The organism is Sulfurisphaera tokodaii str. 7 (genome assembly GCF_000011205.1).
GTDB lineage: Archaea > Thermoproteota > Thermoprotei_A > Sulfolobales > Sulfolobaceae > Sulfurisphaera > Sulfurisphaera tokodaii.
In genome coordinates, this window is record NC_003106.2 from 1,457,100 (window position 1) to 1,482,528 (window position 25,429).

Sequence of the window (25,429 nt, forward strand, 5' to 3'; positions counted from 1 at the left end):
TTGTTCTAACTTCAAATGATATATTTGAGTAATGAAAAATAATTTTCTTAAAGTAAGAATCGATAAATTCACTAGATATTCCTAACTTTGAAAAAGTATTATAACTTATAATTCCAGTACATTTTTTTCCTAGTTCTCTTTTTCTATCAAATACTATTACACTTTCATCTTTTAATTTCCATGCAGTTAGTAAACCTGCTATGCCTCCTCCTACTATTAAAATTCTGATGATCTATCAGCCTCATTTATTGTATATCTTTTAGCTTTTAATTCATTAACTATGTACATAAATGCTTTATAAGGATCTGTGTGAGCACCACAAGAGTATACGTCAACTGTTGCAAAGTTATACTCTGGCCAAGTGTGTATAGTAATATGACTCTCTAAAACAATTGCAACTACACTTACTCCTTCTCCTATTTTCCACGATTTAATATCAAGTAATGTCATATTGCCTACTTTTGCAGCTTCTTTTACAATTTCTTCTAATCTTTTTACGTCTTTCAGAACTTCGTTGTCGCACTCATATAAGCTTCCATATACTTGTCTTCCGACAACTTTTGGTGTGCTGACGACCCCCATCATACCCCAAACCCCCCACACTATAAGCCCGCTATCTTCATTTTTAAATTTTAATATCCTTGCACCCCTTTCTATCTCAAGTAATTTTTTATTGATGTTTTGAAAATAGTATTGTAAACAGTGATTACGTTGCCTATAAGACGTCTTGTTTTAGATGTTTTAAAACCTATAAGAGGTACATCAATAGTTGATCTAGCCGAAAAAATTTCAAGTATAGAAGGAGTTGATGGTGTAAATATTAGTGTTACTGATATGGACGTAGAGACTATGGGATTAATGATAGTTATAGAGGGTAGTAATTTAAACTTTGAAGAAATAAAGAAATTATTAGAAGAAGAAGGATGTGCTATTCATAGCATTGATGAGGTAGCAAGTGGAAATAAAATAGTAGAGGGGAGAAAAGAAGCATGATATGTGATGTTTGTAGAATTAGGGAAGCGGAAATTTATCAACCTCATACCGGAAGAAGATTATGTAGGCAATGTTTCATAGAAGATATAAGAAAAAGAGTAGAAAAAGAGGCAGAAATTATAGGGTTGCAAAAAGCCAAGAAAATTTTGCTTGCTGTATCTGGTGGGAAAGATAGTTTTGTACTAGCCGATACTTTAGCATCTTTTATTGATCATAATAAATTGATAGCTTATAACATAGTTGAGGGAATACATGGTTATAATAGAAAGGAACAAGTAGAACAGCTTAAGAAATTTCTTACTGATTTAGGAATCGAATTAATAGAAGATAGTTTCAAGGACAGTGTAGGATATACTTTGGACGAGATGGTTAAATCTTCTATGGAAAAGGGCCTGAATGTTTCCGCTTGTACTTTTTGTGGTGGTTTTAGAAGAAAATTAATAAATAATGCTGGTAGAATGGTTAACGCAGACTATGTAGCTACTGGGCACAATCTTGATGATGAAGTGCAAGCTATAGTAATTAATTTGATTAGAGGGGATTTAATTAGGCTTATAAGATTTGGTGACAAACCGCTTAAATTAAGTTCAAAGTTTGTACTTAGGGTAAAACCTTTAAGGAAAATATATGAATGGGAAACTACTATGTATGCTTACTATAAAGGATATAACTTTCAAGAAGTTGAATGTCCTTATATAACTACAAGACCTACCTTAAGAGCAAAAGTTAGAGAATTACTTTACATTTTAGAAGAGACTAAGCCTGGTTCACTATTAAATATTATTGAGGAATTTGATAAAATTTCGGAAAATGTTAGAAAAGAATACTCAACCACTTCTGAACTAAGAGAATTACCAAGATGTAAGATATGTGGAGAGCCTACTAGTTATGGAAGAGAAATTTGCAAAAATTGTGAACTTTTAATTAAGTCTGGACTTCTTCACCAGAACTTACCTATATCATAGATTTTTTCACTTACATTTCTCCTTTTGTTTGCAACTAATGCCATTGCAAATAAAAGTGATGATAATCTATTTAAATAGACTATAATCATCCGATTAATTTCTGGTAGTTCTTTGGTATATTTAACTGCATTTCTTTCAACTCTTCTTGCTACTGATCTAGTTACATGTAATACTGAGGCTTCTTCCGAACCACCTGGAATAACAAATAGTTTTACTGGTCCGCTTTCTTTTCTATATTCTACAGTTCTTTCTTCCAACCATTTTACGTATTTTTCATCAATTTTCTTTTTACTACTTTGAGTAGAGAGATCTTCGCCTATTTCAAAAAGTTCAACTTGTACTCTTTCTAAATCTTTTTTCATATCTTCCCAAGGTATTTTTGATATAGCAAAACCTATAAAAGAGTTTAATTCATCAAGATCCCCTAGAAAATTAACTAAAGGAGAATCTTTTCCTACTCTTTTATTTATTACGTTAGTATTTCCATCATCACCAGATTTTGTAAACACAACATAATTTAAATATTCGAGGTTATAAAGGTGTTTTGGTGATCTAGGATTTCAGCAAAGGAGTTCGTTGATTTTCTAACATCAATAGCTGAAAAATGGCAGAAAGAATGGGAAAAAGCCAAAATCTTTGAAGCAAACCCAGATAGAACAAGGAATAAATTCTTTACGACAGTTGCCTTCCCATATCCTAATTCTCCATTTCACCTAGGTCATGGAAGAACTTATGTGACTTGTGATATTTACGCAAGATATATGAGAATGAAGGGTTATAACGTACTTTTCCCCATGGGATTTCATTATACTGGAACGCCGATAATTGCTATGGCTGATGATGTAGCTAAAGGAGATAAAGAGTTGATAGACATTTTCAAAAATATATATGAGATTCCAGATAATGTAATTTCAAAATTAGCTGATCCTCTCTTTATGGCTAACTATTTCAGAGATGAAATAAAGAAGGCTATGAAAGAAATAGGTTTAAGCATTGATTGGAGAAGAGAATTTACGACTATAGACCCAGAGTTCTCATCATTCATAGTATGGCAGTTTAATAAGCTACAAGAGAAAGGATATATAGTTAGAGACACACATCCAGTTGGATGGTGTCCAGTTCACCACATTCCAGTAGGAATGCATGATACTAAAGGAGATATGGAACCTGAAATTGGCGAGTTTGTATTAATTTACTTTAATAGTGATCTAGGAATTTTACCTGCTGCTACATTAAGACCAGAGACCGTGTTTGGTGCTATAGGAATATGGGTAAATCCGGATGTCACATATTCTATCATAGAATTAGATGGCAAAAAGATGATTGTTAGTGAAAGGGCCGCATTCAAATTAACTTTCCAATTTGATAATATAAAGAATTTAGGAAGTATAAAAGGTTCTGAATTAACTAAATATAAGGCTGTTAATCCAATAACTGGAAAAGAAATTCCTATAATGGCAGCTGATTTTGTTGATCCTAATGTTGCTACAGGCATAGTGATGAGTGTTCCAGCCCATGCTCCTTTCGATTATTACTATTTGAAGAAAAATAAGCAACAAGATATGCAAATAGTTTCTGTTATTCAAGTTGAAGGTCAAGGTGACACTTTAGCTAAAGATCTTGTAGAGAAGACTAATCCAAAAAACAAAGATGATCTTCAAAAATTAACTGAACAAGTTTATAGAATAGAATATAATAAGGGTAAGATGAAAGATGTGAGCTCGCTAGTAAAACCAGAATTTGTTAACTACTTTAAGTCGTTTATTGGCTTATCAGTTCCAGAGGCAAGGCAAAAAGTAACTGAGTTCTTAATAGAGAAAGGCTTAGGTAGGAAAATTTATGAAATTATGAATAGACCGGTTTATTGTAGGTGTGGTAACGAGGTTGTAGTTAAAATACTAAAGGATCAATGGTTCTTAGACTATGGTAACCCACAATGGAAGGCTTTAGCTAAAAAATTAATTTCTAATATGAAATTTATTCCGCCAGAGATAAGGAAAGATTTTGAGTTTGTCACAGATTGGTTACAAAAAAGGGCATGTGCTAGAACAAGAGGATTAGGTACGCCATTACCTTGGGATAAAAAATGGATTATTGAAAGTTTAAGTGATTCCACTATCTATATGGCCTACTATACAATTTCACATAAAATAAGGCAATATCAATTAAAACCCTCTCAACTTACTTATGATTTCTGGAATTATATAATGCTAGGTATTGGAGATATTGATAAGATTTCCAGCGAAACTGGTATATCTAAAGAAATAATTAGGGAAATGAGGAATGAATTTCTATATTGGTATCCATTAGATATACGCCATAGTGGTAAGGATTTAATTCCTAATCATTTATCGTTCTTCATATTTAATCATGCAGCAATTTTCCCAGAAGAATTATGGCCGAAAGCTATAGCAGTCAACGGTTTTGTTTTATATGAAGGAAAGAAAATGAGTAAATCATTAAGGAACATTATCCCATTAAGAAAAGCTCTGAGAATTTATAGTCCAGACGTTGTAAGAATAGCATTGACATCTACTGCCGATATGGGTTCTGATGTAAACTTTAGTGACTCTTATGCAAAGTCAGTAGGAGAAATATTAAGGAGGTATTACGAATTTATAAAGGAGTTACCTAAGTATGATGGTGAAGGTAGTGAATTTGCTAATAACTGGTTAAAGGCTCAAGTAAGTAGTATTGTACTCAGTTCTACTAAGAATATGGATAATATTGATTTTAGAAGTACTATTAATGATATATTATATTCATTTGATTCTTATTTAAGAGAATATATTGATATGTGTAAAGCCGATGGAAAAGAACCAAATGGAAAATTATTAAGAGAAGTAATAGAGACATGGATAAAACTATTAGCACCTTTTGCTCCTCACTTTGCTGAAGAAATTTGGCATGAATTAGGTCATACAACTTTCATCTCATTAGAGAAATGGCCTACAGCTGAAGAGTCATCTGAGGACTTATATTATATTTTAATCCATGAATATCATAAGAGAATAATTGAGGATTCCCAGAAGATTATAAACTATTACTATAAAGGTAAGCCTAGTATCGTAAAAATATATGTTGCAGAACAAGAATTAATGAAGGTATTGAGAGAAGCTGTGCAAATACTATCTAATGGTGGTACATTAAAGCAGTTAATGGAGAAAGAGAGACCATCAGATAAAAAACTAGCTAATATAATCAGAAAGATTTACGAACTAGCAGTAGAATTAGATGACAATATGAAAAAGTTAATCTTAGGTTATAATATTAATGAGAGAGAAATCCTTGAGTTAGGAACTAAATATATGAGTTACAAACTAGGTATACCAGTTGAAGTATATGATGTATCAAAACTAGATAAAAGTAAATATAATAAAGAAGCCTTACCTCTTAAGCCAGCTATTATTGTTGAGTAAAACTTTTCCATTTTTTATTTCAATAACTCCAATATCTTTTAGAAAATAAATCTCTTTTCTTATATTATCTCTGCTACTATTTGTCTTATGATATAGTATGTCCACTATTTCTTTTAAAGAAAGTTCATTATATTCCCTAAGAATATTAATAATCTCTTCACTTAATCCTTTGATTTTTTCCTCAACTATTTTCCCTTCTATTATCCTAAACAAATATATTTTATTATCAATATTTATCTTAAAAAGATTTTGATCAAGTTTTTGAATTTCTGATTGTGGAATGCCTAGATTTAGTTTCTTAATAGAAGTTACTAAACTAAAATTATTTGGGATTTCTGATTCATCTTCTGCTTCAAAAATTATATTTTCTGATCTTTCATTACATTTCATATGAAAATTCAAATTATATGGATAATATTCCCATTTAATTTTATCAAAATTAAAAATACAAACATCACGTCCCTTGCTGTAGAGGTATTCTGCGATATTGATAACTAGAACTAATTTAGGGTAGTAATAATAACTTTTTATTAATCTTTTTGTCTGAAGAAGATCCTCGAACACTTATAAAGAGTTGACAGAAAAGCTTATTTGCTTTTCTTCATGAAATAAGTAGGGTTTCTTATTGCACCAACCGTTGACATCAAAAACCTTATATATCCTTGGTTAATTGAAGCAGAAGAGTATAGCTTCAATGACATAAATGATGGCATAAGGTTACACTTAAATGAATCTCCTTTTCCACCACCAGATTTTATAATAGAGGAAGTAAAGAAATATTTGCATTTAGGTAATAGATATCAACACCCTTCATTACTAGAAAGATTAAGAGAATTAATGGCAGAATATAACAGAGTAGAACCAAAGAATATATATCCAACTCCAGGAGGAGATGGGGCATTAAGGGCAGTATTTTATAACCTTATACAGACTGGAGATAAAGTTGTAATAAATAATCCATCTTATAGCATGTATAAAGTATATGCTTCAGTCAGAGGGTTAAAATTAACTCGAGTAAATCTGATAGAAAATGATAACTGGTGGAAGATGAATTTTGAAAAGTTTTTAGATGAGGCAAAAAATGCAAGACTTGTTATAATTGATGATCCAAATAATCCTACTGGTTCACCTATGTTGAAGGCAGAGGAAGACAAAGTAAGAGCCTTAGCGGAAAGTATTAATGGCTTTATACTTATTGATGAGGCATATTACGAGTTCTCTGGCTATACAGTTGCTAAACTTATTAACAAATATCCTAACCTACTCATAGTAAGAACGTTAAGTAAGGCTTTTTCATTAGCATCCTACAGGGTCGGGTATTTAATTGGGAATGAAGAAGTTATTAAGAATCTAATGAAGGGAGCTACACCATTTGACATTTCGCTACCAGGATACATAGCTGGTATTACGGCTTTAGAAAATCCTTCATATGTTAGAAAAATAGTAGAAGAAATAACTAAGAATAGAGAATACCTTCTTAATGGTCTCAGAAAACTTGGATTAAAAGTATACAATTCTCTTACAAATTTTGTTTTTGTAAAGGATGAGAGAGACTTATTATCCCCATTACTGAATAAGGGTGTAGCGATTAGAAAACCAATTATAGGTTATTATAGGATAAGTGTAGGCACAAAGGAACAGGTTGATACTCTATTAAAATATTTAGGTGAGATAATTGAAAATGGCAATTCCAAATAAAGGCAGATTAAAAGATCCTGTTGTTCAATTTTTAGCTTCAGTAGGAGTGAAAGGGAATTTCTCCGATGATAGAGCTTTAATAATACCCACTAATTGGGAGGGAGTACAACTAGTTATGGTTAGGACTGAGGATATTCCTAGTATAGTAGAATCTGGTGCCGCAGAGTTAGGAATAACTGGGCATGATTATGTAATTGAGTCAAATTCTGATGTTGATGAATTAATCAGACTTGATTTTGGAAAATCAAAAATTGTCTTAGCTGTTCCAGTGAGTTGGAATATTGACAGAGTTGAAGAAATTAAAGATGAAATAAGGATAGCTACAAAGTACTATAATATCGCAAAACAGTATCTTGAAAAGAAGAATATAAAAGCTAAAATAGTTAAAATCAGTGGTGCTGCAGAAGTAATGCCATCTTTGGGTGCTGCAGATGCTATAATAGATGTTATGAGTACTGGGACTACTCTAAAACTTCATGGCTTAAAACCTTTAGATACAATTTTAGAAAGTAGTGCTGTGGTTATCGCGAATAGAAATTGGGTAAAAAGCGAAGAAGCTGATAAAATAAATTTGCTTTTAACCATGATGAAAGGGGCTTTAATGGCAAGAAATAAGAAAATGATATTTATGAATGTTCCAGATGATAAATTGGATAAAGTTATAGCATCACTTCCAGCTATGCTTTCTCCAACGCTATCAAAACTAGCAAAAAGTGATGCATGGGAAGTTATAACGGTGGTTGATGAAGATCTTATACCGGAAGTAATAGCTAAAGTAAAAGCTAATGGTGCTAGGGATATTGTAGTAGTTAATATAGAGAAAGTGGTGAAATAATGCTAAAAGTCGTACCCAGTATTGATATTAGTGAAGGGAAGGCAGTGAAAAGGATAAGAGGTGTAAAAGGCTCTGGTTTAATTCTCGGTAACCCCGTTAAGATAGCATATGAGATTTACGAGGAAGGTTATGATTATCTACATGTAGTTGACTTAGATTCCGCTGAAGAGAACGGAAATAATGAAGAATATGTTAAAGATATATGTAAAATAGGTTTTAAGTGGGTTCAAGTTGGTGGAGGGATCAGAAATGTTGAAAAAGCTGAGAGATTACTAGATTACGATTGTTCTGCTATAGTTATTTCCACATTACCAATAAAAGATCCTAAATCTTTTATGGATATACAAAAAATAATAGGAAAAGATAAAATTTTACTTTCTGTTGACTATGATTCCTCAGGTTATGTATTAATAAGAGGATGGAAAGAGAAATCAATAAAAGTTTTAGATTTTCTTCTTTCTTATGATTCCTTGGGTTATATATTTACTTATGTAGAGAATGAAGGTACTAAGAGAGGAATTGATAACAACGTGAAAAATTATGTTATAAGAATAAAAGGGCTAAAAGAATACGCTGGTGGAATAGGATCTATAGAAGATTTATATAAGTTAAATGAGTATGGTATTAATTATGCGATAATAGGTATGAGCTTTTATTCTGGCAGTTTAAGAGGGATAAAATATGTCTACTAGGAGTGTAAGAAAAATCAGAGAAACTAAAGAAACTAAAATAGAATTATATCTAGATATAGATAAGAAAGGAGAGGTAAAAGTATCTACTCCAGTTAATTTTCTTAATCATATGCTTTCAACACTTTTCTATTATATGAATTCCACTGCTACTCTCATTGCAGAAGATAAGCAAAATTTCGATGATCATCATGTTGTAGAGGACACTGCAATAGTTATTGGAGAGGCCTTTAAAGAAGCTTTAGGTGACAAGAAGGGAATAAGAAGGTTTTCTCATCAAATTATTCCCATGGACGATGCTTTAGTTTTGGTTGCTGTAGATATTTCTGGAAGAGGAGTAAGCAATATTGAACTTAATTTAGAAAGAGATGAGATTGGAGGTTTGGCAACAGAGAATATTATTCATTTCTTTCAAACTTTCTCTTATAATTCTGGGGTGAATATGCATATTATTCAATTAAGAGGATGGAATACTCATCATGTTATCGAAGCATCGTTTAAGGGTCTTGGTTTTTCGTTGTATGAAGCTTCCAGAATAGTTTATGAAGAAACTTACAGTCTAAAGGGATCTTTATGACAGCTAAAAGAATAATTGCTTGTTTAGATGTAAAAAACGGTAGAGTAGTCAAGGGTGTAAATTTCCTTAACTTAAAAGACAAGGGAGACCCCGTAGAATTAGCATCTAGATACGAAGAAGAAGGAGCGGACGAAATAGTATTTTTGGATATTACAGCTACTATAGAAGGAAGAAAAGCATTATTAGAAGTAGTAAAAAATACGGCTAGCGTATTATCTATACCACTGACGGTAGGAGGTGGAATAAGAACAATAGAAGATGTTTCAAGAATTCTAGGTAATGGCGCTGATAAAGTAAGTATAAATACAGCAGCAGTTGAAAACAAAAAGATAATAACTGAGGCCTCTGAACAATTTGGTGCTCAAGCAATTGTTGTAGCAATTGATGTGAAAAGGGTTAATAATTCGTTCATAGTTTTTACTAGATCTGGTACCTATAATACCGGTATAGACGCAATTCAATGGGCAAAAGAAGTAGAAAAATTGGGTGCTGGGGAAATTTTGCTTACAAGTATTGATAAAGATGGTACAAGAGAAGGATATGATATCGAGCTTACAAAAGAGGTAAATAATTCTGTAAATATTCCAGTTATTGCTAGTGGTGGTGCAGGGAAAATGGAACATTTTTATGAGGTTTTAAAAGTTGCGGATGCCGCGTTGGCTGCAGGTGTTTTTCATGATGGCGTTATTAAGATCCCTGAACTTAAAAGGTTTTTGTTAGAGAAGGGTATAGAGGTGAGAGTATGATATTAAAGGAGTTACCTAAGCAAAGACCTAATGATTTTACCAAAGTACTTCAAGATGTAGAGAAGATTATTAGTTATGTTAAGCAAAAAGGTGACGAGGCTTTAATAGAACTCGAAGAAAAATTCGATAAAGTAAAACTTACATCCATAAAGTTTCCTGAGGTAGATAAGCTAGCTTCTCAGATTTCACAAGATTTAAAAATGGCAATAGATGTAATCTTTACACAGATATACGAATTTAACAATTCAATAAAACCACCAAATATTATAGGAGGTAGTGCTAACGGTATAGATTACGGAATAATGTGGAAAAGTATCGAGAGAGTAGGAATTTATGTGCCAGGTGGTGAGAAAGCATACCCGTCAACACTATTAATGGCTGGTGTTCCTGCTTTAGTTGCTGGTGTTAAGGAAATTTATGTTTCTTCTCCTCCAACTAAAATAAATTCAGCTATAGCATATATTTCTCTTAAGCTTGGAGTTAAAGAAATCTATGCAATTGGTGGTGCACAGGCAATTGCTGCGATGGCATATGGAACTCAAACTGTTAAGAAAGTGGATAAGATTGTTGGCCCTGGTAATATTTATGTTCAAGCGGCAAAATATTTAGTCAGTAGTGATGTTGGTATAGATGGTATCGAAGGTCCTACTGAATTAGTTATTATAGCTGATGAAACCGCTAATCCCTCTAACATAATATTAGATTTGAAAGCTCAAGCTGAGCATGGGAGGTCAACTTTTCTAGTTTTGCTTTCCAATTCAGATAAGATTATTAACTTTGTATCTAAAGAACTTGATGTAGATTCCAATATCTATTATGTCATCAAAGTAAATTCTATAGATGAAGCAATAGATATTGCTAATGAGATAGCACCAGAGCATTTATCTTTACAAATTTCTAGTGCTAGAGAATATCTACCAAAAGTGAAAAACGCTGGAGCTGTAACTTTGGGAAATACCCCTCCAGCAATAATTGACTATTCTGCTGGTCCAAATCATATTTTACCTACAAATGGTTGGGCAAAAATTAGAGGTGGAATATCAGTTTATGATTATCTAAAGATGATAATGTATGCTTCTACGTCGAATCCAGAGAAAAAACTTGTTGAAGCTTCTAAAATTTTAGCAAAATATGAAGGTTTCGTATTTCATGCTGACAGTATTGGTGTTAGGTATGAGTAGTAATGTATTAGATACGCTATATTCCATTATTTTAGATAGGATAAGCAATAAGAAGGAAGGTAGTTATACTGTAAAATTGCTAGAAAAAGGTAAACCTTATATAGCTAGAAAAGTGGGTGAGGAAGCTACGGAAGTAATTGTGGCTTCATTAAGTGAAGGAAGAGAGAGATTTATTAGTGAAGTAGCAGACTTAATATATCATCTTTTCGTATTAATGGCTGTAGAAGGAGTTAAGCCAGAAGATGTTTATGAGGAGCTAAAAAGGAGGATGAAGTGATGAAAGCTACTCTAATAAACTATGGTGTAGGAAACCTGTTCAGCATTAAGGCTGGTCTAGAAAGGGTTGGGTTTAATGTTAAGATTTCTTTCTTACCAGAGGGAGATGAAGATGTCATAGTATTGCCTGGTGTAGGTGCGTTTTCTGCAGTCTCTTCCTATCTAAATTCTATGAAGGATAAATTTAATGAACTGAGAGAGAGAGGAGTAAAGTTTTTGGGTGTATGTTTAGGTATGCAAGTAATGTTTGATGAAGGAACTGAGGGGGGTTTGAGTAAAGGTTTAGGATGGTTTAAAGGTAAAGTTGATAAAATTCATTCTAACGTAAAACTTCCTCATATTGGTTGGGACAAGTTATTTGTTAATAAAGATTCTTGTAATTTGACTGAAGGCTTAGATGGTAAATATGTGTATTATGTCCATAGTTATGTAGCGTATACAAATGATTACGTTGCTTATAGTGAGTATGGAATTAAATACCCAGCTATAGTATGTAATGATTTTGCTGTAGGAACTCAGTTTCATCCTGAAAAGAGCAGTGTAACTGGTAAGATATTCCTTAGAAACTTTTATTCGTGGGTTAAAAGATGATGAAACTAAGTGAGAATGAAGCCTCTAAGTTAATAGAAAAATTATGGTTTAGGCATACAGATTCTACTATAATAGCTGTTCTTCAAGATTATAAAACTAAAGAAGTTCTAATGGTTGGGCATATGAATAGAGAAGCAGTTTTTAAAACTTTGACAACTGGATATGTTCATTTTTGGTCACTAAGTAGGAAGAAGTTATGGTTAAAAGGAGAGACTAGTGGCCATTTTCAATTAGTTGAAGATTTTAAAATTGATTGTGATGGAGATGCTATGGTTTTCTTAGTCAAATCAGTTGGTCCTGTATGTCATACTGGAAATAGGAGTTGCTTCTATAGGAATTTTTCAGATTTAATTTAATGAAGAGTTTAAAATATATGAAGTGGTAATTAAATACGGTTAAAATGTCTACTCAGCAAAATATTAACAAAGAGGAATGGAAGAAAAAGATTATGGAAGCTTTAACGCAAGTTTATGACCCAGAAATTCCAGTAGATATTGTAAATTTAGGTCTTATTTATGAATTAAAAATTAGCGATGAAGGGGATGTTTATGTTCGTATGGGATTAACGGCTCCTGGTTGCCCTGTTGTAGATGATTTAATTTATACAGTGGAGCAAGTAATTAAAGAAACAGTTCCTGCAAAATCAGTAGATGTAGATATTGATTTAGATACACCATGGAATCCGTTAAAAATGACCCCCGAGGGAAGAGAAAAGTTCAAGCAATTATATGGCTATGATATTGTTGAGATGTGGATTCAAACATATGGATTACCAGAAGGACAAGATCAACAAGATCAGAAGGCATAAATTCTTTTGTGTTTTTTGTTAATTGTGTCTTGGAGTATATTAGAGTTAGTTAGAAACAATCCGGATAAACTTAAGGAATATATAAAAAGAAGATTTATAGATGTCTCTTTGGTTGATAGAGCTGTAGAATTAGATAAGAAATGGAGACAAACACTACAAGAAGTAGAAAAGCTAAGGCATGAGCACAATGTTATAAGCTCCTCTATTCCTAAGGCCAAACCAGAAGAGAGACAAGAGTTGATAAAGAAAGCAAAAGAATTATTAAAGGCATTGGAAGAAAAGGAAAAAGAGCTAGATAATATAGAGAATGAAAGAGATAATATATTAATGCAATTGCCTAATATAGTAGATGATTCTGCTCCTATAGGGCCTGATGAAACATATAGCGTTCCTATAAGATTTTGGGGGAAATTTAAAGTATACGAAAAAGATGAAGCTGAGTTTCTTAGTCAATTAAAAGGAAATAGGGTTGATTATGAAATTATACATTGGAAGCCAGTTGGACATGCAGATATGTTAGAAAATGTTCTAAAACTAGGAGATACCAAGAAAGCAGCAGAAGTATCTGGTGCCAGATTCTACTATTTATTTGATGACATAGTTTGGTTAGATATTGCATTACTTAATTATGCAATAGACACGATGACAAGTAAAGGATATACTTTAGTACTTCCTCCATATATGTTAAGAGGGGAGGTCATAAAGAGCGTTATTGATTTAGATACATTTAAGGACGCAATTTATAAGATAGAAAATGAAGATCTTTATCTTATTGCTACCGCAGAACATCCAATAGCGGCCCTATACTTTAAGGAGGAAATACCTAAAGAGAAACTTCCATTAAAATATGTTGGTATAAGTCCTGCATTTAGGAAAGAAGCTGGAGCTGCAAATAAGGATTTGAAAGGTATATTTAGGGTTCATCAGTTTCATAAAGTGGAGCAATTTATCTTTTCATCTCCAGAAGATAGTTGGAAATTACATGAAGAATTAATAAGGAATGCAGAAGAGATATTTCAAGGATTAGGATTACCATATAGGGTCATAAATATCGCAACTGGTGACTTAGGTGCATGTGCAGCTAAAAAGTATGATTTAGAAGTATGGATGCCCGCACAAGCTAAGTTTAGAGAGATGGTAAGTTGTAGTAATTGTCTTGATTGGCAAGCATATAGAATGAGGATAAGATATGTAGAAAAGGGAGGTAAGAAAGGTTATGTACATACGCTAAATAGTACTGCTATAGCTAGTACTAGGACTATAACAGCAATCCTTGAAAATTACCAGAGAGAAGATGGTGTAGTTGAAATACCTAAAGTGCTCAAAAAATACTTAGAACCATTTAGTAGGGCTCCTAAAGATTACATATATCCTAGAAAAGAATAAATAAAGATATTTAATAAAAATTATTTCTTTAAATAATATTCTAGGTTTGATTCTATCTTTTTCATCATTCTTTTAGCTACTCTGAGGAATAATTTTAATGTCATTCTTACTGGATAGTATAGGGGTCCTTTCATGTAAAAGTGATCTATTATTTCCTCTCCCCAATATACGTCGTGCCAGAATACTTTTCTGTACAGTTCTATATGAGCTTCAGTTAATTTAATCCTGGTAAACCAGTCCTTATTCTTAAAGTATCCCATAGGTACAAAGAACATAGGTACTAATATACTTCTATAAGGTCTTAAGTTATCAACAAGCTCTATAGTCTTGTATACATCATCTTCTGTTTCTTCTGGTAATCCAACTATCATAGTTCCAGCTGGTATAATCTTATTTTCATGCATGATTTTGAAAGCTTGTTCTACAGTCTCTGGATATTCTTCAACTTTATAGGGTGCCGATTTAGCTGGCATTATTTCCTTAGCAAGCCGTGCTGAACCCGTTTCTATCCCTACTTCAACACCTAAATAACTTTGGTTCCCATCTTCAAATACTATTTCCATGAGCTTCGAAATTAATCCATACTTTTCTTCTGAATATCTTATTGCTGCTAAGCTAGCATGGCTCCAAGCTATCGTTTTATAATATTTCTTTACTAATTTGTGCAACTTTATTAGTGGTTCTGGTCTAGGATAAATTCCGATGGCACCATAAAACAATACATCATCACTATGTACCACTCCATGTTTTACACCATTTCTTACGTTAACCATTAGCTCTTTCTCAATTTTTTCTAATGGATAGTATCTTGTAGGTCTTAGTGTCACGGAGCAAAATCTACATGAACGTGCACATCCTCTCATAATTTCTATTAACCCATTAACGCTAGCTCCTTTAATCTCTGGAATTTCGTCTACAGATGGTGCTTCATCAGCTCCTATATAAACATATTTAGGTAAAGGTTCGCCATCTAATATCATTTGAGCTAATTTTACTACTGCCTTTTCTCCCTCTCCATCAACAAGTGTATCAACGCCTACTTTCTCTATCATATCTTCTCTCCATAACCATTGCCAAACTGATGGTCCACCAGCTAGAATTTTCATTCCTCTTTCTTTTTCTTTTTTTATCTCTGGTCTATTTACTAACTCCATAAAACTCTTATAATTTACCGGCTCTTTTCTAGTTATTCCCCACCAAGTAGAAGATGGGGGACCGAATGCGAAATAATCGTGATGTGAGAACATTAATGCTTTTGCATAAGGTAAATGTTTATTTAAATGATCTGGATCAATTATAGCAGCTTTGAACCCAGCATCTATTAATGCAGCCTCTATTTTTCTCATTCCATATGGTGCCTGAACAGGTCTTCCTAAATCATCAGTCTTCATTTTTGGACATGCCAACCATTTCCAAACACTTTCTGGTATTCCTACTGCTGGTCCTGTAGCTAGGAAGCCTAGAAATTCTTTTCCGTGATGATTCGTCATTAAACATCTATCAGTGGTTAAAATAAAATCAAAGTGCTCTTCCAAGCAATCACCTCTCTTTATATAGTATATCCATATTTATAAAGACTGTTTATAAACTACTTAAAACATTTCTTAATATCTTTCTTAGGTTCTCAGGTAAATCTTCTCTTTTCTCTATTGTCTTAGCATTACTTAAATCTTCGTTCCACTCTTCTCCGTTAGAAAGTTTAGCAGAAGTTAAAACATAAAACGAATAGATTTTTTCTCCTTTCTCATTTCTACTTTCTTCTACTACAACTTGTCTATTTTTTAGGTTTAATACGTATTTAGCTTCTACGTTAGATATTTTCATCAGTTTATAGTAAAGGAAGCAAAACATTAAAGTTTTTACTCTATTTATAATCGATGCAAGTAGATAATTGTATATTTTGTAAAATAGTTAAAGGAGAGATAAAATCACAAAAAGTCTATGAGGACCAAGAAATAATGGCATTTTTAGATATTAATCCAGTTAATAAGGGTCATGTTCTAGTAATTCCTAAAGATCATTATGAAAATATTTTCGATGTTCCAAAAGAGAAATTAGGCAAAGTGATAGAAGTTGTACAGAAAGTTGCAATAGCGTTAAGAAAGATGGGAGCAGATGGGGTAAATATTGTATCTAACAATGGTAAAGCGGCTGAACAACATATATTTCATCTACATATTCACGTAATTCCAAGATATTTTAATGATGGAAAAGATATTGACTCCATGTCTAAAAGGACAAAATATAACGATGAAAAGGAAATGTCAGAATATGCTGAGAAGATAAGATTATTCCTCATCTGACTCTGTTTCTTCACTTAATTCTTCTCTTAATAGTTCTAATCCAACTTCTTTATAATATTCTTCTCTTTCTTGTTCTAATTGCTCTTCCTCTAATTTTCTCTCTCCTTTATCACTAACTAATGACGTGGTAAGTACTCTACTATTTTTGTCCTTTTGTTCTTTTACACTATATTCTTTTTTATCCTTGGCTGTAAGTTCCATCTCGTAACCGCACTTAGTACATCTCAGTATCTCTTTTCCGTCCTTCTTAGTCGGTATCATTACTCCTCCACATTTAGGGCAGAACTTCATTATTTCACCATATAAAAGAGTAAAGTCATAATACTATATATAAGGCTTTTGGTAATGATTTATCATTAAAAATTCATATTACTCTTATTCTTGGATCTTCCTTAACAACATTTAAAACAATGCTAGTGTGCGTTCTTTCAACTTTTGGGTTCTTTAGTAAGTTTTTAAGAAAGTTATCTAAATCTTCTACGCTTCTGAACTTAGCAACTATTGCAACATCATATTCTCCTACAATATCATAAACTGCTATAACATTATCATAATTTGAGATTTCCTTTTCAAATTCAACCAAATGTTTGCCATCTACTTTAGCCATAATAATACTAGTGAGAGAATAGCCTAATTTAGTATAGTCTAATAGTGCTATAAAACCTTTTACAACACCTTCCTGCATTAATCTAAGGAGCCTGTTATGTAATGTTGCAGGAGAAACATTCATTTCTTCTGCTAATCTTCTTAAACTAACTCTTGAATCTCTTAACAATTCCATAAGCAATTTTTTATCTACTGTATCTATTTCAACACGTCTTTTATCCGACATAAATTTCATAATAAAATTGATGAGGTGATTAAAAAATTTTCATCTTACGAAGATATTTATCATGCAAACTTTACTTGAGATATACCTTGTAATATCAGCTGAACTCCAAATGCAGCAATAATTATTGCAGTAAATCTACCAGCAGCTACTGTACCCGTTTCACCTAGTGCTTTTACTATGAAAGGTCCAGTTAGTAGAGATAAGTAAACTAGAAAACTAACTATTAAACTACTTATTATTAATATTAATGGATTATAACTAACCGACAATGTTATCAAAGCAGTCATTGTACCTGGGCCTACAAGAAGTGGAGTTGCAATTGGTGTTATAATTGCCTCTTCTAGTTTTCTAACAAATCTTAATTGCTGGAAACCGCCCATGGTATCTACTCCAAGGTATACAAGTAGAATTCCTCCAGCTATTTCAAGTGCTTGAGGCGAAATTCCTAGGAAATCTAGTAACGGTCTTCCTAATATAGAGAAAATTATTAAAAGAATTATGATAGCTATAGTTATCTTGTTGACTATAAAGTTCCAACTTACTTTTTTATCAGATCCCTCTTTAATAGCTTCCTCATATACTGCCAATAAATACGGAAGCACTGAAAAAGGATCTATTATAGCAAATAACTTTACTGTTATAACAGCTATAGCATCTAAACTACTCATTCTAATAAGCCTATGATATCTTTAAGATTTTTAATTCTCTCATCTTTATTTTCAGTAATAGTAGCTAATAGTAATTTACTAATTATCTTATACAATCTAGATATTTCTTTCTTGCACTCATCATTACTTTTTTCAAGTTCTGTAACTCTTCCCTCTATTCCTTGAAGCGACATGTACAATTCTGTAAGTAATTCTTCTTCACTATGCTCATGGTGATGATGGTGATGCTGTTCCTCTTCCTCTACTTCTCTTTGAATCTCATTTAAGTCCTCTTCACTTTTAGGTATCTTGTCTATCCTGAACTTCATCTTCTTCTACCTCTGTATCCACATTTTTAACATTACTTATATCATTATTCTGAATAATTAGTTTATCAACGCCCATTCTTAAATAATGTTTAATAACAACTGATATCTTTCCAGCAGCTCTAGTTGCTATACATTCTGTCTCTACTATATCACCATCAATTGTTTCTACGACAACTTTAGCCATCTTTTTACTTTCATCGCAATATTCAACGTTAACCGATTTTATCTTACCCATAAAAAGAAGAGATTCTATATCTCTTCCTTTCATAGTCATTCTTGTCATTTTTTCACTGCTACACCTATTATATCTGAATATTTTAATCCTTTTTCTTTTAAATATTCTTCCATTTCTTTTCTTATCCTTATAATACTAGAATATCCTTCATCAATGATTACAGTACCAAGCCCTATTAACTTTGCACCAACAGACATTAGCTCAATAGCGTCTATCCCGGAAAAGACACCACCCATACCTATAATATCAACGTTATACTCTTTATACACGTCATGGATAATTCTTACGGCTAGAGGATGAATGCATTTCCCAGATATTCCTCCAGTACCATAATGCATGACTTTCTTAAATGTCTCTACATCTATGACCATTCCTTTTACTGTGTTAATAAGTGAAAGCCCGTCAGCTCCAGCAGATATAGCTCGACCAGCAATCTCTATTATATTATCCCAAGGCCCTAACTTAACAAATACGGGTTTATTAGTTACTCCTTTCACATTCTTTACGACCTCATAAACGTAAGAAGCTAGACTTTCTCCATACCCCTTCCTATTAGGGCTACTCAGGTTTAATTCAATAATCTCCCCTCTATCAACTTTCTTTATAACTTCTATTATCTCATCAATACTACTTCCACCAACACTAACAATTAACTTGCATTCCATTTCATTTATTTTCTTTAGTTCGTCTATTCCTGGGTTTCCAAGACCGATAGCATTAAGATAACACTTATCATGAAATTTCACTAATGTAGGTGGATCATGGGGGTTAAGTGGCTTAAGAGTCAATGTTTTAGTTGTTATAGCAGATGGCAAGTAGTTTTTGCACACTTCTTTTATTTTAGATAATGTTACTATGCCAGAAGATATGATAATAGGATCTTTAAACTGGATACCTGCTAGATTTATCAAACGCGTTTACACCTCTTATCGGTAATACATTTTTCCCATCAAAAGCTATTTTACCTTGGACAATAGTAAACTCAACTTTTGCTTCTAGGGGGAAATTATCTAAAGGTGTTTCAGTAACTTTAGAGAATTTAGTCCTATATTTCCAATCATTTTTACTAATAATTGTAAAATTAGCAACATATCCGATTCTTATTTCTCCATAAGGTATATTAAGAATTTTAGCTGGATTTTTTGAAAGTAAATTTACGGCCCTTTCTATGTTTAATAAATCCTTAAAAACCAGTGAATAAATAAAGGGAGTAGTAAACGAAACAGCCGCAATACCAGGTGGGCACAGATCATAATTTAGATTTTTCTCCTCTTTTGAATGAGGTGCATGATCACTCACAACTGTATCAACTTCAAATAATGCTTTCCAAAGCCCTAACCTGGTTAAATAATCTCTTATTGGAGGATTAACTTTCGTAATACAATCTCTTTCACCATTAACTAGAAGATGATGTGGCGTAATATCAGTAGAGAAACCTAGTTCTTTGGCTATTTTTACTGTTTCGTAGTTTGTAATATGTGTAACATGAACGTTTCCTTGAACATAATGAAGAGCTGCTATTTCCATCCATATATTTCTTAACTTTCTTGGTACTTTTAATGCCAGCGGTATTTCTGGGTGAAGTACTTTTAATTTCTTGCTTTTTTCTAACAACACTTTAGTCTCTGTTCTGTCTAAATCTTCTGGGTAAATCTTGTATCCAGCAATAGGTAAAGTATCTATTTTTTCTATTTCTTTAGTTACACCAGAATATATTCCGAAATCAGTTCTTGAATAATTTTCAAATTCTCTTATCCTTTCAATTACTCTCTCGTAAGTATTAACTGGTGGTAAAGTATTTGGCATATCTATAATAAGTCCTATGCCTCCATATGCTGCTTCACTAGTTGCTGTTGCGACAGTTTCTTTATAAGATAATTGCGCTCCTCTTACATGGACATGCATATCTATTGAGGCTGGTAGTATAAGTTGGTTTTCCTTAAATTCTATGTCTGGTTTGCAGTCTTTTTTAATATTTTTTATAAATCTATCAATTTGAATACAGATAGTATCAATTGAATTATTAAACCATGCTTTTCCCTTAATCCACAATTTTACTCACCTTTATAAGAGGTCCATCAATACATGCAAGATTCTCCTTAATTTCACAAACTCCACAAACTCCTAACATACAATTCATTTTTACCCATCTTACGTAAACTAATGCTTCTTTAGGCAAGGAAGAGATCATATCTTTTGGTACAGAGGCAATTATAAGGTCAGCTTTTTCATCGTCTGCTTTATGGAACTCTTTAGTATTGCATTCAATGCATCTCACTTTTACATTAATTCCTTTTCTTTTAGCTTCTCTCAATATATAAAGAATGTCGTAAAGAAGGTCTTTATACGCAATTCCTAGTATGCTTGATACTGTAAGCCTTAATGGTCTTCCTAAAGGTCCTTTTATAAGTATTTTCTTTCTATCTCGTATTAAATCATAAATTTTTGGCGATACATGCAAAAATAAGGTTCCTTCATAATAATCAGTTACACTCAACGGAATCTCTTTCTCTCCAGCTATAATTAAACTTACGAATTGCCCTGGCTGAGGTTTTTGTGGGAAAAAAGTAGCAATTTCGTATAAATTATTGCTAATCTTTTTAGAGTATAAAATTTCAGAATAAATCAACTTTTGCTACCCAAAATTTGTTTTAGAATTTCATTTTCGTCTATTACTGTATCACAGTATACGCACTTCATTTTTAACGGTTTTTCACTTATTTTCTTAAATCCTGGTATTGCCTCAACATCATTGTTGGTAATGCACATTAAGTTAGTACATTTTAGGAGACCTTTAACAATATCTGGTATCTTTAGTTTCTTTTTCTCAACTACCTCGTAATCTCTAATTATGTTTATTGTAGCAGTAGGTGCTATTAACGTTATTAGGTTAGCTTCTTTTTCATCTACCTCTTTATTCTCGATCTTTACAATATCTTTCTTACCCATCTTTTTGCTTTCTACGTTCATAACCAGAGCTATTCTATAACCTTCTGCAATTTTTAATATTCTAAGTACAGCTAAAGCTCTTCCTGCCGGTATGTGGTCTATTACTGTGCCATTTTTAATTTTACTTACTATTAGTTCTTTTTTATTAACGGTCTCCATTTTATTCACCTACAATCTTATGGAAGATTGCCATTCTTACTGGAACAGCGTAAGAAGCTTGCTCAAAATACTTAGCTTGAGGAGTCTTATCTACTTCTCTACTAATCTCATTCACTCTAGGCAATGCGTGTAAAATTATTGCATCTTTCTTCATTTTGGATACTAAATTCATGTCTACCACATAACTTTCCTTAACTTTTTCATACTCACTTTCATCTGGGAATCTCTCTTTTTGAATTCTAGTAACATACAGCACATCTATCTCTTCAATAACCTCATTATAATCAATAACTTCTCTGTAAGGATAATTCAATTCTTCTAATATTTCTTTTCTAGCAGATAATTGTGGAGGAGAGATCAAGTAAACTTTTTTTGGCTTAAATCTTGTTAGTGCTCTTAAAAAGCTATTAACTACTCTAGCATATCTAAGATCTCCCATTAAGCCGAATGTTAAACCGTCTATGTTTTTGAAATTTCTATAAATTGTGTAAAAATCTATAACTGTCTGTGTTGGATGTTCATGTTTCCCATCCCCTGCGTTAATCACGGGTATTTCTGAAATTTCTGAAGCAAATTTTGCTGCTCCATCGAATTTATGCCTAATCACTATCATATCAGCATAATTGTTTAGCATTCTAATTGTATCAGCTAGATTTTCTCCCTTTGCAATAGAAGTGCCTTCCTCTCCAGAAAATCCTATAGTTGATGCTCCTAGGTTTATTGCAGCTTTATTAAAGCTTAAATACGTTCTAGTACTAGGTTCAAAGAATGCTAATGCTACAGTTTTCTCTTTCAATATTTTTGGATATGTAGACATATTTCGTAATTTATCAGCCAATTCGAATAATTCATCAAAATCGCTTTTTGAAAAATCATATACTGATATTATATCCTTCACAAATGCCCTTTATTTATCTTCGTTCAATGATTATTTAAACTCTTTCTTTCATAATCTAATTCATGGATTTTATTAAATCCTTAGTTGAGAATAAGCTTCTCTTGATAGGTAATTTCGTTTTAACATCTGGGAAGATAAGCCCATATTATCTAGATTTAAGAAGATTATCTAATTACTATGAAATTTTTTCTGATACTGTAAATAAGGCAATAGATAAGATAAAAAATATAGATTTTGATATGATCATAGGAATAGCAACTGGAGGAATTCCTTTTGCATCATTCATATCTTGCAGAATGGGAAAGCCTTTAGGATATATAAGAATGGAAAAGAAAGGGTATGGTACAGATAAGATCCTTGAGGCAGATGTAAGCGGAAGGAAGATACTCTTAGTTGATGATGTTGCTACTACAGGTGGATCCCTAAGTAAGGCCGTTGAGATAATTAACTCTGAAGGCGGAAGGGTTGTAGCAAGTTTAGTTATAGTTGATAGAGAAGAAGGTGCAGAGAAAAAACTAGGTGAGTATGGAGTCAAACTAATTTCTGTATATAAAATTAGGGAGATTTTGGAGTATTTGCTAAATTCTAGTTTAATTTCGGATAACGATAAAAATAATATAAAAGAATATTTGGTGAAAAATATTGAATAGAGTGATTCTTTCGTTAGATAGACAAATACCTCTTTCTACTCTATCAGAAATAAATAAATATATACATAAGGTTAAAATAGGCTATCCATTAATTCTTGAAAACATAGAATATCTAGATGATATAGTAAAACTCCACTGGGATGAAATAATATTTGATTTAAAACTTGCTGATATAGATAATACTATGGTTCTTATAGTATCTAAATTTATTAATTACGCAGATTCTTTCATTGCACATTCTTTCATAGGCATTGAAGGCGCCTTAGATAAATTATCAGAATTTTTGAAAAATCAGAATAAGTCCTTATATCTTGTCTTATCAATGTCTCATAAAGGCTGGAATGACGAATTTTACCCTTATTTAAAAAATATAGCTAAGACAATAGATCCTAAAGGATTTGTGGTTGGTGCAACTAGACCTAACATGATTAGAATTGTAAGGAATGATTTTAGGGATAAAATAATCATTTCTCCTGGAGTTGGCGCTCAAGGGGCTATGATTGGTGATGCTATCTGTAATGGAGCTGATTATGAAATAATAGGAAGAAGTATATATGAGTCTAAAGACCCTGTAACTGAAACAAAGAAAATAATTGAGACTCAAGAAGTGAAAATTAATGAGTGCAAAAGAACAGAAAATTAACCTAGATGAATTAAGCGAAAAACTTTCGAAAATAGCAGAATTGATAAATAAAGCTGAAGAGATTCACGAAGAATTTAATGAAGTTCCCACTACAGATTTCAGTAAATTATATACTATCACTGGAGTCTATGATACTGAAAAGGGTAAAGCATCTTATGACTATCTTTCTCTTTACGACTATTTTGCTGAACTTTATGTTAAGTTTATTCTATCTACAATGTCTACTTACGCAGTTAAGACTAAAGAATCAGAAATAGAGTACATTAATATTCTCCTAGATGATGGTCATTATATAATTCTAGAGGGAGAAGAGGACAAGGTCATTATACCACATCCTAGTGCTTTGGCTTCTACTCATACGCATCCTAATATATGTTTGTTCTCACATAAGGACATAGAAACAGCTGATCAATTATTTATAAAAGGGTATATAGCGGTAGGTGTACTTACTACAAATTGTTTTCTTTTGCTTTACAGAAGAGGAGTATATATTATTGAGGATAGAGAATCTTTATTATTATTAGCTAACAAGGTTAAAAAGAGTAAAACAATAGAAGAGTTAGTAAAATCGTATAATAACATTAAATTCAATTATCTAATTCTTCGTCTTGTTCAGTTTGCTTAGCCAGAAGATCTATTGTAGCCTCCGCTATATCTATTGAATATCTTATAACTCTTCTTACTGAATCTAGTATAATTAGAAGTGAACTGGTCTTCTTAGGACTATAGTTTAAGTTTAATACTTTTTCTGATAAGCTTCTATTTTTATATAGTAACTCAAATTCTTTATTTATGATATTATGAGACATATCTTTATCTTTTTCATTAAATGCATTTATAGAACTCTTAAAGAAGTCTGCTACTTCGTTACCATGATCGTATATTTCTTTTTCCTCTAATTTTCCTAGAATTGGCAATTGATCAACAATCCTCAAACTATGGTCTGAGACTCTCTCAATAGATTTTGCAACAGAGTAAAGATTAACTAATTGTGTCAAATTATATTTTTCATTTTCAATTATTTCTGGATATTCTATAGATAACGAAAGCTGTCTTACTATATAGAAATAAAATCTATCTACATCATCATCTCTACTGATGATCTCTTTCGATAAGTCCGAATCACCATCATATAATGCTTTAAATGAATCTCTTAGCATATTGTACGATATGTTAGCAGCTCTTGTAATTGATTTTGTCAGAGAAAGCTCTTTTTCACTTACTAGAAACTGAATTGTTAATGAATTTGAGTCTTCATCTATTATTTCAGCACCTAATAATCTATTTCTAATAGTTTCTTTAATTCTTTCCCTATCTTCAGAAGAAAATTTACTACAACTCACTGTTAATAACGTGAATCCAGCCATATAGTATGCTATAATTTCTCTTATTACAAAACTAATATCTGGCCTATCACAATTTAAGGAGATTTTTTTCTCTTTTTTTTCATTACTTTCACTCTTTTTTGGAACCAAAATTAATCTTGCGTGTCTATCTTGAAATATCTCTATCTCATCCCCTGGTTGAAGGAGATACTGTTTTACCCATGTCTTTGGTAAAGATATTATGTATGTTGATCCTCCTGTTAATTGTATTTTTCTCACTATAGGTTTTACCATA

General features: G+C 32.2%; 34 protein-coding genes and 1 pseudogene. 18 read left to right on the forward strand and 17 right to left on the reverse strand.

What is annotated here, in order from left to right; all coding sequences use genetic code 11:
* Positions 1-127: 127 nt before the first annotated feature.
* Both STK_RS15890 and speD read right to left on the reverse strand, forming a co-directional pair.
* Positions 128-232, reverse strand: a pseudogene (locus STK_RS15890) (FAD-dependent oxidoreductase); the annotation flags it as partial.
* Positions 217-585, reverse strand: a complete 369-nt coding sequence (gene speD, locus STK_RS08140) for an adenosylmethionine decarboxylase (protein ID WP_184650921.1) — start codon at positions 583-585, stop codon at positions 217-219. The gene speD and the pseudogene STK_RS15890, both read right to left, overlap by 16 nt.
* A 126-nt stretch (positions 586-711) precedes the next feature.
* On the opposite strand from speD, the gene STK_RS08145 reads away from it, so the two are divergent.
* A complete protein-coding gene (locus STK_RS08145) occupies positions 712-993 on the forward strand; it encodes a DUF211 domain-containing protein (protein ID WP_052846969.1) in 282 nt (93 codons plus the stop codon).
* On the forward strand, positions 990-1,958 hold the full coding sequence (locus tag STK_RS08150; RefSeq protein WP_010979503.1) for a TIGR00269 family protein: 969 nt from the start codon (positions 990-992) through the stop codon (positions 1,956-1,958). Before STK_RS08145 ends, STK_RS08150 begins: the two co-directional genes overlap by 4 nt.
* On the opposite strand, the gene STK_RS08155 is transcribed toward STK_RS08150, so the two are convergent.
* Positions 1,934-2,467, reverse strand: coding sequence for a cob(I)yrinic acid a,c-diamide adenosyltransferase (locus tag STK_RS08155; protein ID WP_010979504.1), 534 nt, complete (start codon positions 2,465-2,467; stop codon positions 1,934-1,936). The genes STK_RS08150 and STK_RS08155 overlap by 25 nt on opposite strands.
* 48 nt (positions 2,468-2,515) lie before the next feature.
* Between STK_RS08155 and leuS the strand changes: the two genes are divergently transcribed.
* Complete coding sequence (gene leuS, locus STK_RS08160) at positions 2,516-5,377, forward strand: leucine--tRNA ligase (protein WP_052846570.1); 2,862 nt, start codon at positions 2,516-2,518, stop codon at positions 5,375-5,377.
* Here leuS and STK_RS08165 read toward each other — a convergent pair.
* Positions 5,345-5,941 (reverse strand): hypothetical protein, encoded by a 597-nt coding sequence (locus tag STK_RS08165; protein WP_010979506.1) that lies wholly within the window; start codon positions 5,939-5,941, stop codon positions 5,345-5,347. The genes leuS and STK_RS08165 overlap by 33 nt on opposite strands.
* Before the next feature lie 60 nt (positions 5,942-6,001).
* Between STK_RS08165 and hisC the strand changes: the two genes are divergently transcribed.
* Genes hisC through serS form a run of 11 tightly spaced genes read left to right on the forward strand, consistent with a single transcriptional unit; the run spans position 6,002 to position 14,164 of the window.
* On the forward strand, positions 6,002-7,075 hold the full coding sequence (gene hisC, locus STK_RS08170; RefSeq protein ID WP_232616552.1) for a histidinol-phosphate transaminase: 1,074 nt from the start codon (positions 6,002-6,004) through the stop codon (positions 7,073-7,075).
* Positions 7,053-7,910, forward strand: a complete 858-nt coding sequence (gene hisG / locus STK_RS08175) for an ATP phosphoribosyltransferase (protein ID WP_052846572.1) — start codon at positions 7,053-7,055, stop codon at positions 7,908-7,910. Before hisC ends, hisG begins: the two co-directional genes overlap by 23 nt.
* The gene (gene hisA / locus STK_RS08180; RefSeq protein ID WP_010979509.1) at positions 7,910-8,602 is read left to right on the forward strand and encodes a 1-(5-phosphoribosyl)-5-((5-phosphoribosylamino)methylideneamino)imidazole-4-carboxamide isomerase; all 693 of its coding nucleotides are present in this window, start codon (positions 7,910-7,912) and stop codon (positions 8,600-8,602) included. The genes hisG and hisA overlap by 1 nt, the downstream gene beginning before the upstream one ends.
* Complete coding sequence (hisBd, locus tag STK_RS08185; protein ID WP_010979510.1) at positions 8,592-9,176, forward strand: imidazoleglycerol-phosphate dehydratase; 585 nt, start codon at positions 8,592-8,594, stop codon at positions 9,174-9,176. Before hisA ends, hisBd begins: the two co-directional genes overlap by 11 nt.
* On the forward strand, positions 9,173-9,922 hold the full coding sequence (gene hisF, locus STK_RS08190) for an imidazole glycerol phosphate synthase subunit HisF (RefSeq protein WP_010979511.1): 750 nt from the start codon (positions 9,173-9,175) through the stop codon (positions 9,920-9,922). The genes hisBd and hisF overlap by 4 nt, the downstream gene beginning before the upstream one ends.
* Positions 9,919-11,103 carry a histidinol dehydrogenase gene (gene hisD / locus STK_RS08195; RefSeq protein ID WP_010979512.1) on the forward strand — a complete coding sequence of 395 codons (1,185 nt, stop codon included), beginning with the start codon at positions 9,919-9,921 and terminating at the stop codon, positions 11,101-11,103. Before hisF ends, hisD begins: the two co-directional genes overlap by 4 nt.
* On the forward strand, positions 11,096-11,380 hold the full coding sequence (gene hisE, locus STK_RS08200) for a phosphoribosyl-ATP diphosphatase (protein ID WP_052846573.1): 285 nt from the start codon (positions 11,096-11,098) through the stop codon (positions 11,378-11,380). The genes hisD and hisE overlap by 8 nt, the downstream gene beginning before the upstream one ends.
* On the forward strand, positions 11,380-11,970 hold the full coding sequence (gene hisH, locus STK_RS08205; protein WP_052846574.1) for an imidazole glycerol phosphate synthase subunit HisH: 591 nt from the start codon (positions 11,380-11,382) through the stop codon (positions 11,968-11,970). Before hisE ends, hisH begins: the two co-directional genes overlap by 1 nt.
* Entirely contained in the window at positions 11,970-12,326 is a 357-nt protein-coding gene (gene hisI, locus STK_RS08210; RefSeq protein ID WP_052846970.1) for a phosphoribosyl-AMP cyclohydrolase, read from the forward strand. Before hisH ends, hisI begins: the two co-directional genes overlap by 1 nt.
* Before the next feature lie 44 nt (positions 12,327-12,370).
* Positions 12,371-12,778, forward strand: a complete 408-nt coding sequence (locus tag STK_RS08215; RefSeq protein WP_010979516.1) for a metal-sulfur cluster assembly factor — start codon at positions 12,371-12,373, stop codon at positions 12,776-12,778.
* A 24-nt stretch (positions 12,779-12,802) separates the two neighbouring features.
* Positions 12,803-14,164 carry a serine--tRNA ligase gene (serS, locus tag STK_RS08220; RefSeq protein ID WP_010979517.1) on the forward strand — a complete coding sequence of 454 codons (1,362 nt, stop codon included), beginning with the start codon at positions 12,803-12,805 and terminating at the stop codon, positions 14,162-14,164.
* A gap of 20 nt (positions 14,165-14,184) precedes the next feature.
* On the opposite strand, the gene STK_RS08225 is transcribed toward serS, so the two are convergent.
* Both STK_RS08225 and STK_RS08230 read right to left on the reverse strand, forming a co-directional pair.
* The gene (locus STK_RS08225; protein ID WP_010979518.1) at positions 14,185-15,654 is read right to left on the reverse strand and encodes a B12-binding domain-containing radical SAM protein; all 1,470 of its coding nucleotides are present in this window, start codon (positions 15,652-15,654) and stop codon (positions 14,185-14,187) included.
* A gap of 91 nt (positions 15,655-15,745) precedes the next feature.
* The gene (locus STK_RS08230; protein WP_052846575.1) at positions 15,746-15,988 is read right to left on the reverse strand and encodes a hypothetical protein; all 243 of its coding nucleotides are present in this window, start codon (positions 15,986-15,988) and stop codon (positions 15,746-15,748) included.
* Between the two features lie 53 nt (positions 15,989-16,041).
* Here STK_RS08230 and STK_RS08235 point away from each other — a divergent pair, with 53 nt between their 5' ends.
* Positions 16,042-16,467 carry an HIT family protein gene (locus tag STK_RS08235; RefSeq protein WP_010979519.1) on the forward strand — a complete coding sequence of 142 codons (426 nt, stop codon included), beginning with the start codon at positions 16,042-16,044 and terminating at the stop codon, positions 16,465-16,467.
* Here the strand turns inward: STK_RS08235 and STK_RS08240 are convergent.
* The 10 genes from STK_RS08240 to pyrB all read right to left on the reverse strand — a co-directional run bounded on the left by STK_RS08240 (position 16,453) and on the right by pyrB (position 22,516).
* Positions 16,453-16,758 (reverse strand): zf-TFIIB domain-containing protein, encoded by a 306-nt coding sequence (locus STK_RS08240; RefSeq protein WP_010979520.1) that lies wholly within the window; start codon positions 16,756-16,758, stop codon positions 16,453-16,455. The two genes, STK_RS08235 and STK_RS08240, sit on opposite strands and share 15 nt — an antisense overlap.
* A 73-nt stretch (positions 16,759-16,831) precedes the next feature.
* Positions 16,832-17,299 carry an Lrp/AsnC family transcriptional regulator gene (locus STK_RS08245; RefSeq protein ID WP_052846576.1) on the reverse strand — a complete coding sequence of 156 codons (468 nt, stop codon included), beginning with the start codon at positions 17,297-17,299 and terminating at the stop codon, positions 16,832-16,834.
* Positions 17,300-17,358: 59 nt separating this feature from the next.
* Entirely contained in the window at positions 17,359-17,967 is a 609-nt protein-coding gene (locus STK_RS08250; RefSeq protein ID WP_010979522.1) for a MarC family protein, read from the reverse strand.
* Positions 17,964-18,275, reverse strand: a complete 312-nt coding sequence (locus STK_RS08255) for a hypothetical protein (protein WP_010979523.1) — start codon at positions 18,273-18,275, stop codon at positions 17,964-17,966. Before STK_RS08255 ends, STK_RS08250 begins: the two co-directional genes overlap by 4 nt.
* Entirely contained in the window at positions 18,247-18,558 is a 312-nt protein-coding gene (locus STK_RS08260) for a hypothetical protein (RefSeq protein ID WP_010979524.1), read from the reverse strand. The genes STK_RS08255 and STK_RS08260 overlap by 29 nt, the downstream gene beginning before the upstream one ends.
* On the reverse strand, positions 18,555-19,421 hold the full coding sequence (pyrD, locus tag STK_RS08265) for a dihydroorotate dehydrogenase PyrD (protein WP_052846577.1): 867 nt from the start codon (positions 19,419-19,421) through the stop codon (positions 18,555-18,557). Before pyrD ends, STK_RS08260 begins: the two co-directional genes overlap by 4 nt.
* Positions 19,393-20,562, reverse strand: coding sequence for a dihydroorotase (pyrC, locus tag STK_RS08270; protein WP_052846578.1), 1,170 nt, complete (start codon positions 20,560-20,562; stop codon positions 19,393-19,395). Before pyrC ends, pyrD begins: the two co-directional genes overlap by 29 nt.
* On the reverse strand, positions 20,552-21,139 hold the full coding sequence (locus STK_RS08275) for a hypothetical protein (protein ID WP_052846579.1): 588 nt from the start codon (positions 21,137-21,139) through the stop codon (positions 20,552-20,554). The genes pyrC and STK_RS08275 overlap by 11 nt, the downstream gene beginning before the upstream one ends.
* Positions 21,136-21,618 (reverse strand): aspartate carbamoyltransferase regulatory subunit, encoded by a 483-nt coding sequence (gene pyrI / locus STK_RS08280; RefSeq protein ID WP_052846971.1) that lies wholly within the window; start codon positions 21,616-21,618, stop codon positions 21,136-21,138. Before pyrI ends, STK_RS08275 begins: the two co-directional genes overlap by 4 nt.
* A gap of 1 nt (position 21,619) precedes the next feature.
* A complete protein-coding gene (pyrB, locus tag STK_RS08285) occupies positions 21,620-22,516 on the reverse strand; it encodes an aspartate carbamoyltransferase (protein WP_010979529.1) in 897 nt (298 codons plus the stop codon).
* A 62-nt stretch (positions 22,517-22,578) separates the two neighbouring features.
* On the opposite strand from pyrB, the gene pyrE reads away from it, so the two are divergent.
* The 3 genes from pyrE to STK_RS15690 are packed head-to-tail and all read left to right on the forward strand — an operon-like array spanning position 22,579 to position 24,434.
* A complete protein-coding gene (gene pyrE / locus STK_RS08290; protein WP_010979530.1) occupies positions 22,579-23,166 on the forward strand; it encodes an orotate phosphoribosyltransferase in 588 nt (195 codons plus the stop codon).
* 1 nt (position 23,167) lies between these two features.
* The gene (locus STK_RS08295; protein WP_010979531.1) at positions 23,168-23,809 is read left to right on the forward strand and encodes an orotidine 5'-phosphate decarboxylase; all 642 of its coding nucleotides are present in this window, start codon (positions 23,168-23,170) and stop codon (positions 23,807-23,809) included.
* Positions 23,784-24,434, forward strand: a complete 651-nt coding sequence (locus tag STK_RS15690) for a hypothetical protein (RefSeq protein WP_010979532.1) — start codon at positions 23,784-23,786, stop codon at positions 24,432-24,434. Before STK_RS08295 ends, STK_RS15690 begins: the two co-directional genes overlap by 26 nt.
* Here the strand turns inward: STK_RS15690 and STK_RS08305 are convergent.
* Entirely contained in the window at positions 24,397-25,428 is a 1,032-nt protein-coding gene (locus STK_RS08305; protein WP_010979533.1) for a phosphate signaling complex PhoU family protein, read from the reverse strand. The genes STK_RS15690 and STK_RS08305 overlap by 38 nt on opposite strands.
* Position 25,429 lies beyond the last annotated feature (1 nt).

Coding starts and splice junctions, on each gene's coding strand:
- speD (WP_184650921.1), bottom strand. CDS start 585: ATGATGGGGGTCGTCAGCACACCAAAAGTTGTCGGAAGACAAGTATAT.
- STK_RS08150 (WP_010979503.1), top strand. CDS start 990: ATGATATGTGATGTTTGTAGAATTAGGGAAGCGGAAATTTATCAACCT.
- hisA (WP_010979509.1), top strand. CDS start 7,910: ATGCTAAAAGTCGTACCCAGTATTGATATTAGTGAAGGGAAGGCAGTG.
- hisBd (WP_010979510.1), top strand. CDS start 8,592: ATGTCTACTAGGAGTGTAAGAAAAATCAGAGAAACTAAAGAAACTAAA.
- hisF (WP_010979511.1), top strand. CDS start 9,173: ATGACAGCTAAAAGAATAATTGCTTGTTTAGATGTAAAAAACGGTAGA.
- hisD (WP_010979512.1), top strand. CDS start 9,919: ATGATATTAAAGGAGTTACCTAAGCAAAGACCTAATGATTTTACCAAA.
- hisE (WP_052846573.1), top strand. CDS start 11,096: ATGAGTAGTAATGTATTAGATACGCTATATTCCATTATTTTAGATAGG.
- hisH (WP_052846574.1), top strand. CDS start 11,380: ATGAAAGCTACTCTAATAAACTATGGTGTAGGAAACCTGTTCAGCATT.
- hisI (WP_052846970.1), top strand. CDS start 11,970: ATGAAACTAAGTGAGAATGAAGCCTCTAAGTTAATAGAAAAATTATGG.
- STK_RS08215 (WP_010979516.1), top strand. CDS start 12,371: ATGTCTACTCAGCAAAATATTAACAAAGAGGAATGGAAGAAAAAGATT.
- STK_RS08225 (WP_010979518.1), bottom strand. CDS start 15,654: ATGACGAATCATCACGGAAAAGAATTTCTAGGCTTCCTAGCTACAGGA.
- STK_RS08230 (WP_052846575.1), bottom strand. CDS start 15,988: ATGAAAATATCTAACGTAGAAGCTAAATACGTATTAAACCTAAAAAAT.
- STK_RS08235 (WP_010979519.1), top strand. CDS start 16,042: ATGCAAGTAGATAATTGTATATTTTGTAAAATAGTTAAAGGAGAGATA.
- STK_RS08240 (WP_010979520.1), bottom strand. CDS start 16,758: ATGAAGTTCTGCCCTAAATGTGGAGGAGTAATGATACCGACTAAGAAG.
- STK_RS08245 (WP_052846576.1), bottom strand. CDS start 17,299: ATGTCGGATAAAAGACGTGTTGAAATAGATACAGTAGATAAAAAATTG.
- STK_RS08250 (WP_010979522.1), bottom strand. CDS start 17,967: ATGAGTAGTTTAGATGCTATAGCTGTTATAACAGTAAAGTTATTTGCT.
- STK_RS08255 (WP_010979523.1), bottom strand. CDS start 18,275: ATGAAGTTCAGGATAGACAAGATACCTAAAAGTGAAGAGGACTTAAAT.
- STK_RS08260 (WP_010979524.1), bottom strand. CDS start 18,558: ATGACAAGAATGACTATGAAAGGAAGAGATATAGAATCTCTTCTTTTT.
- pyrI (WP_052846971.1), bottom strand. CDS start 21,618: ATGGAGACCGTTAATAAAAAAGAACTAATAGTAAGTAAAATTAAAAAT.
- pyrE (WP_010979530.1), top strand. CDS start 22,579: ATGGATTTTATTAAATCCTTAGTTGAGAATAAGCTTCTCTTGATAGGT.
- STK_RS15690 (WP_010979532.1), top strand. CDS start 23,784: ATGAGTGCAAAAGAACAGAAAATTAACCTAGATGAATTAAGCGAAAAA.
- STK_RS08305 (WP_010979533.1), bottom strand. CDS start 25,428: ATGGTAAAACCTATAGTGAGAAAAATACAATTAACAGGAGGATCAACA.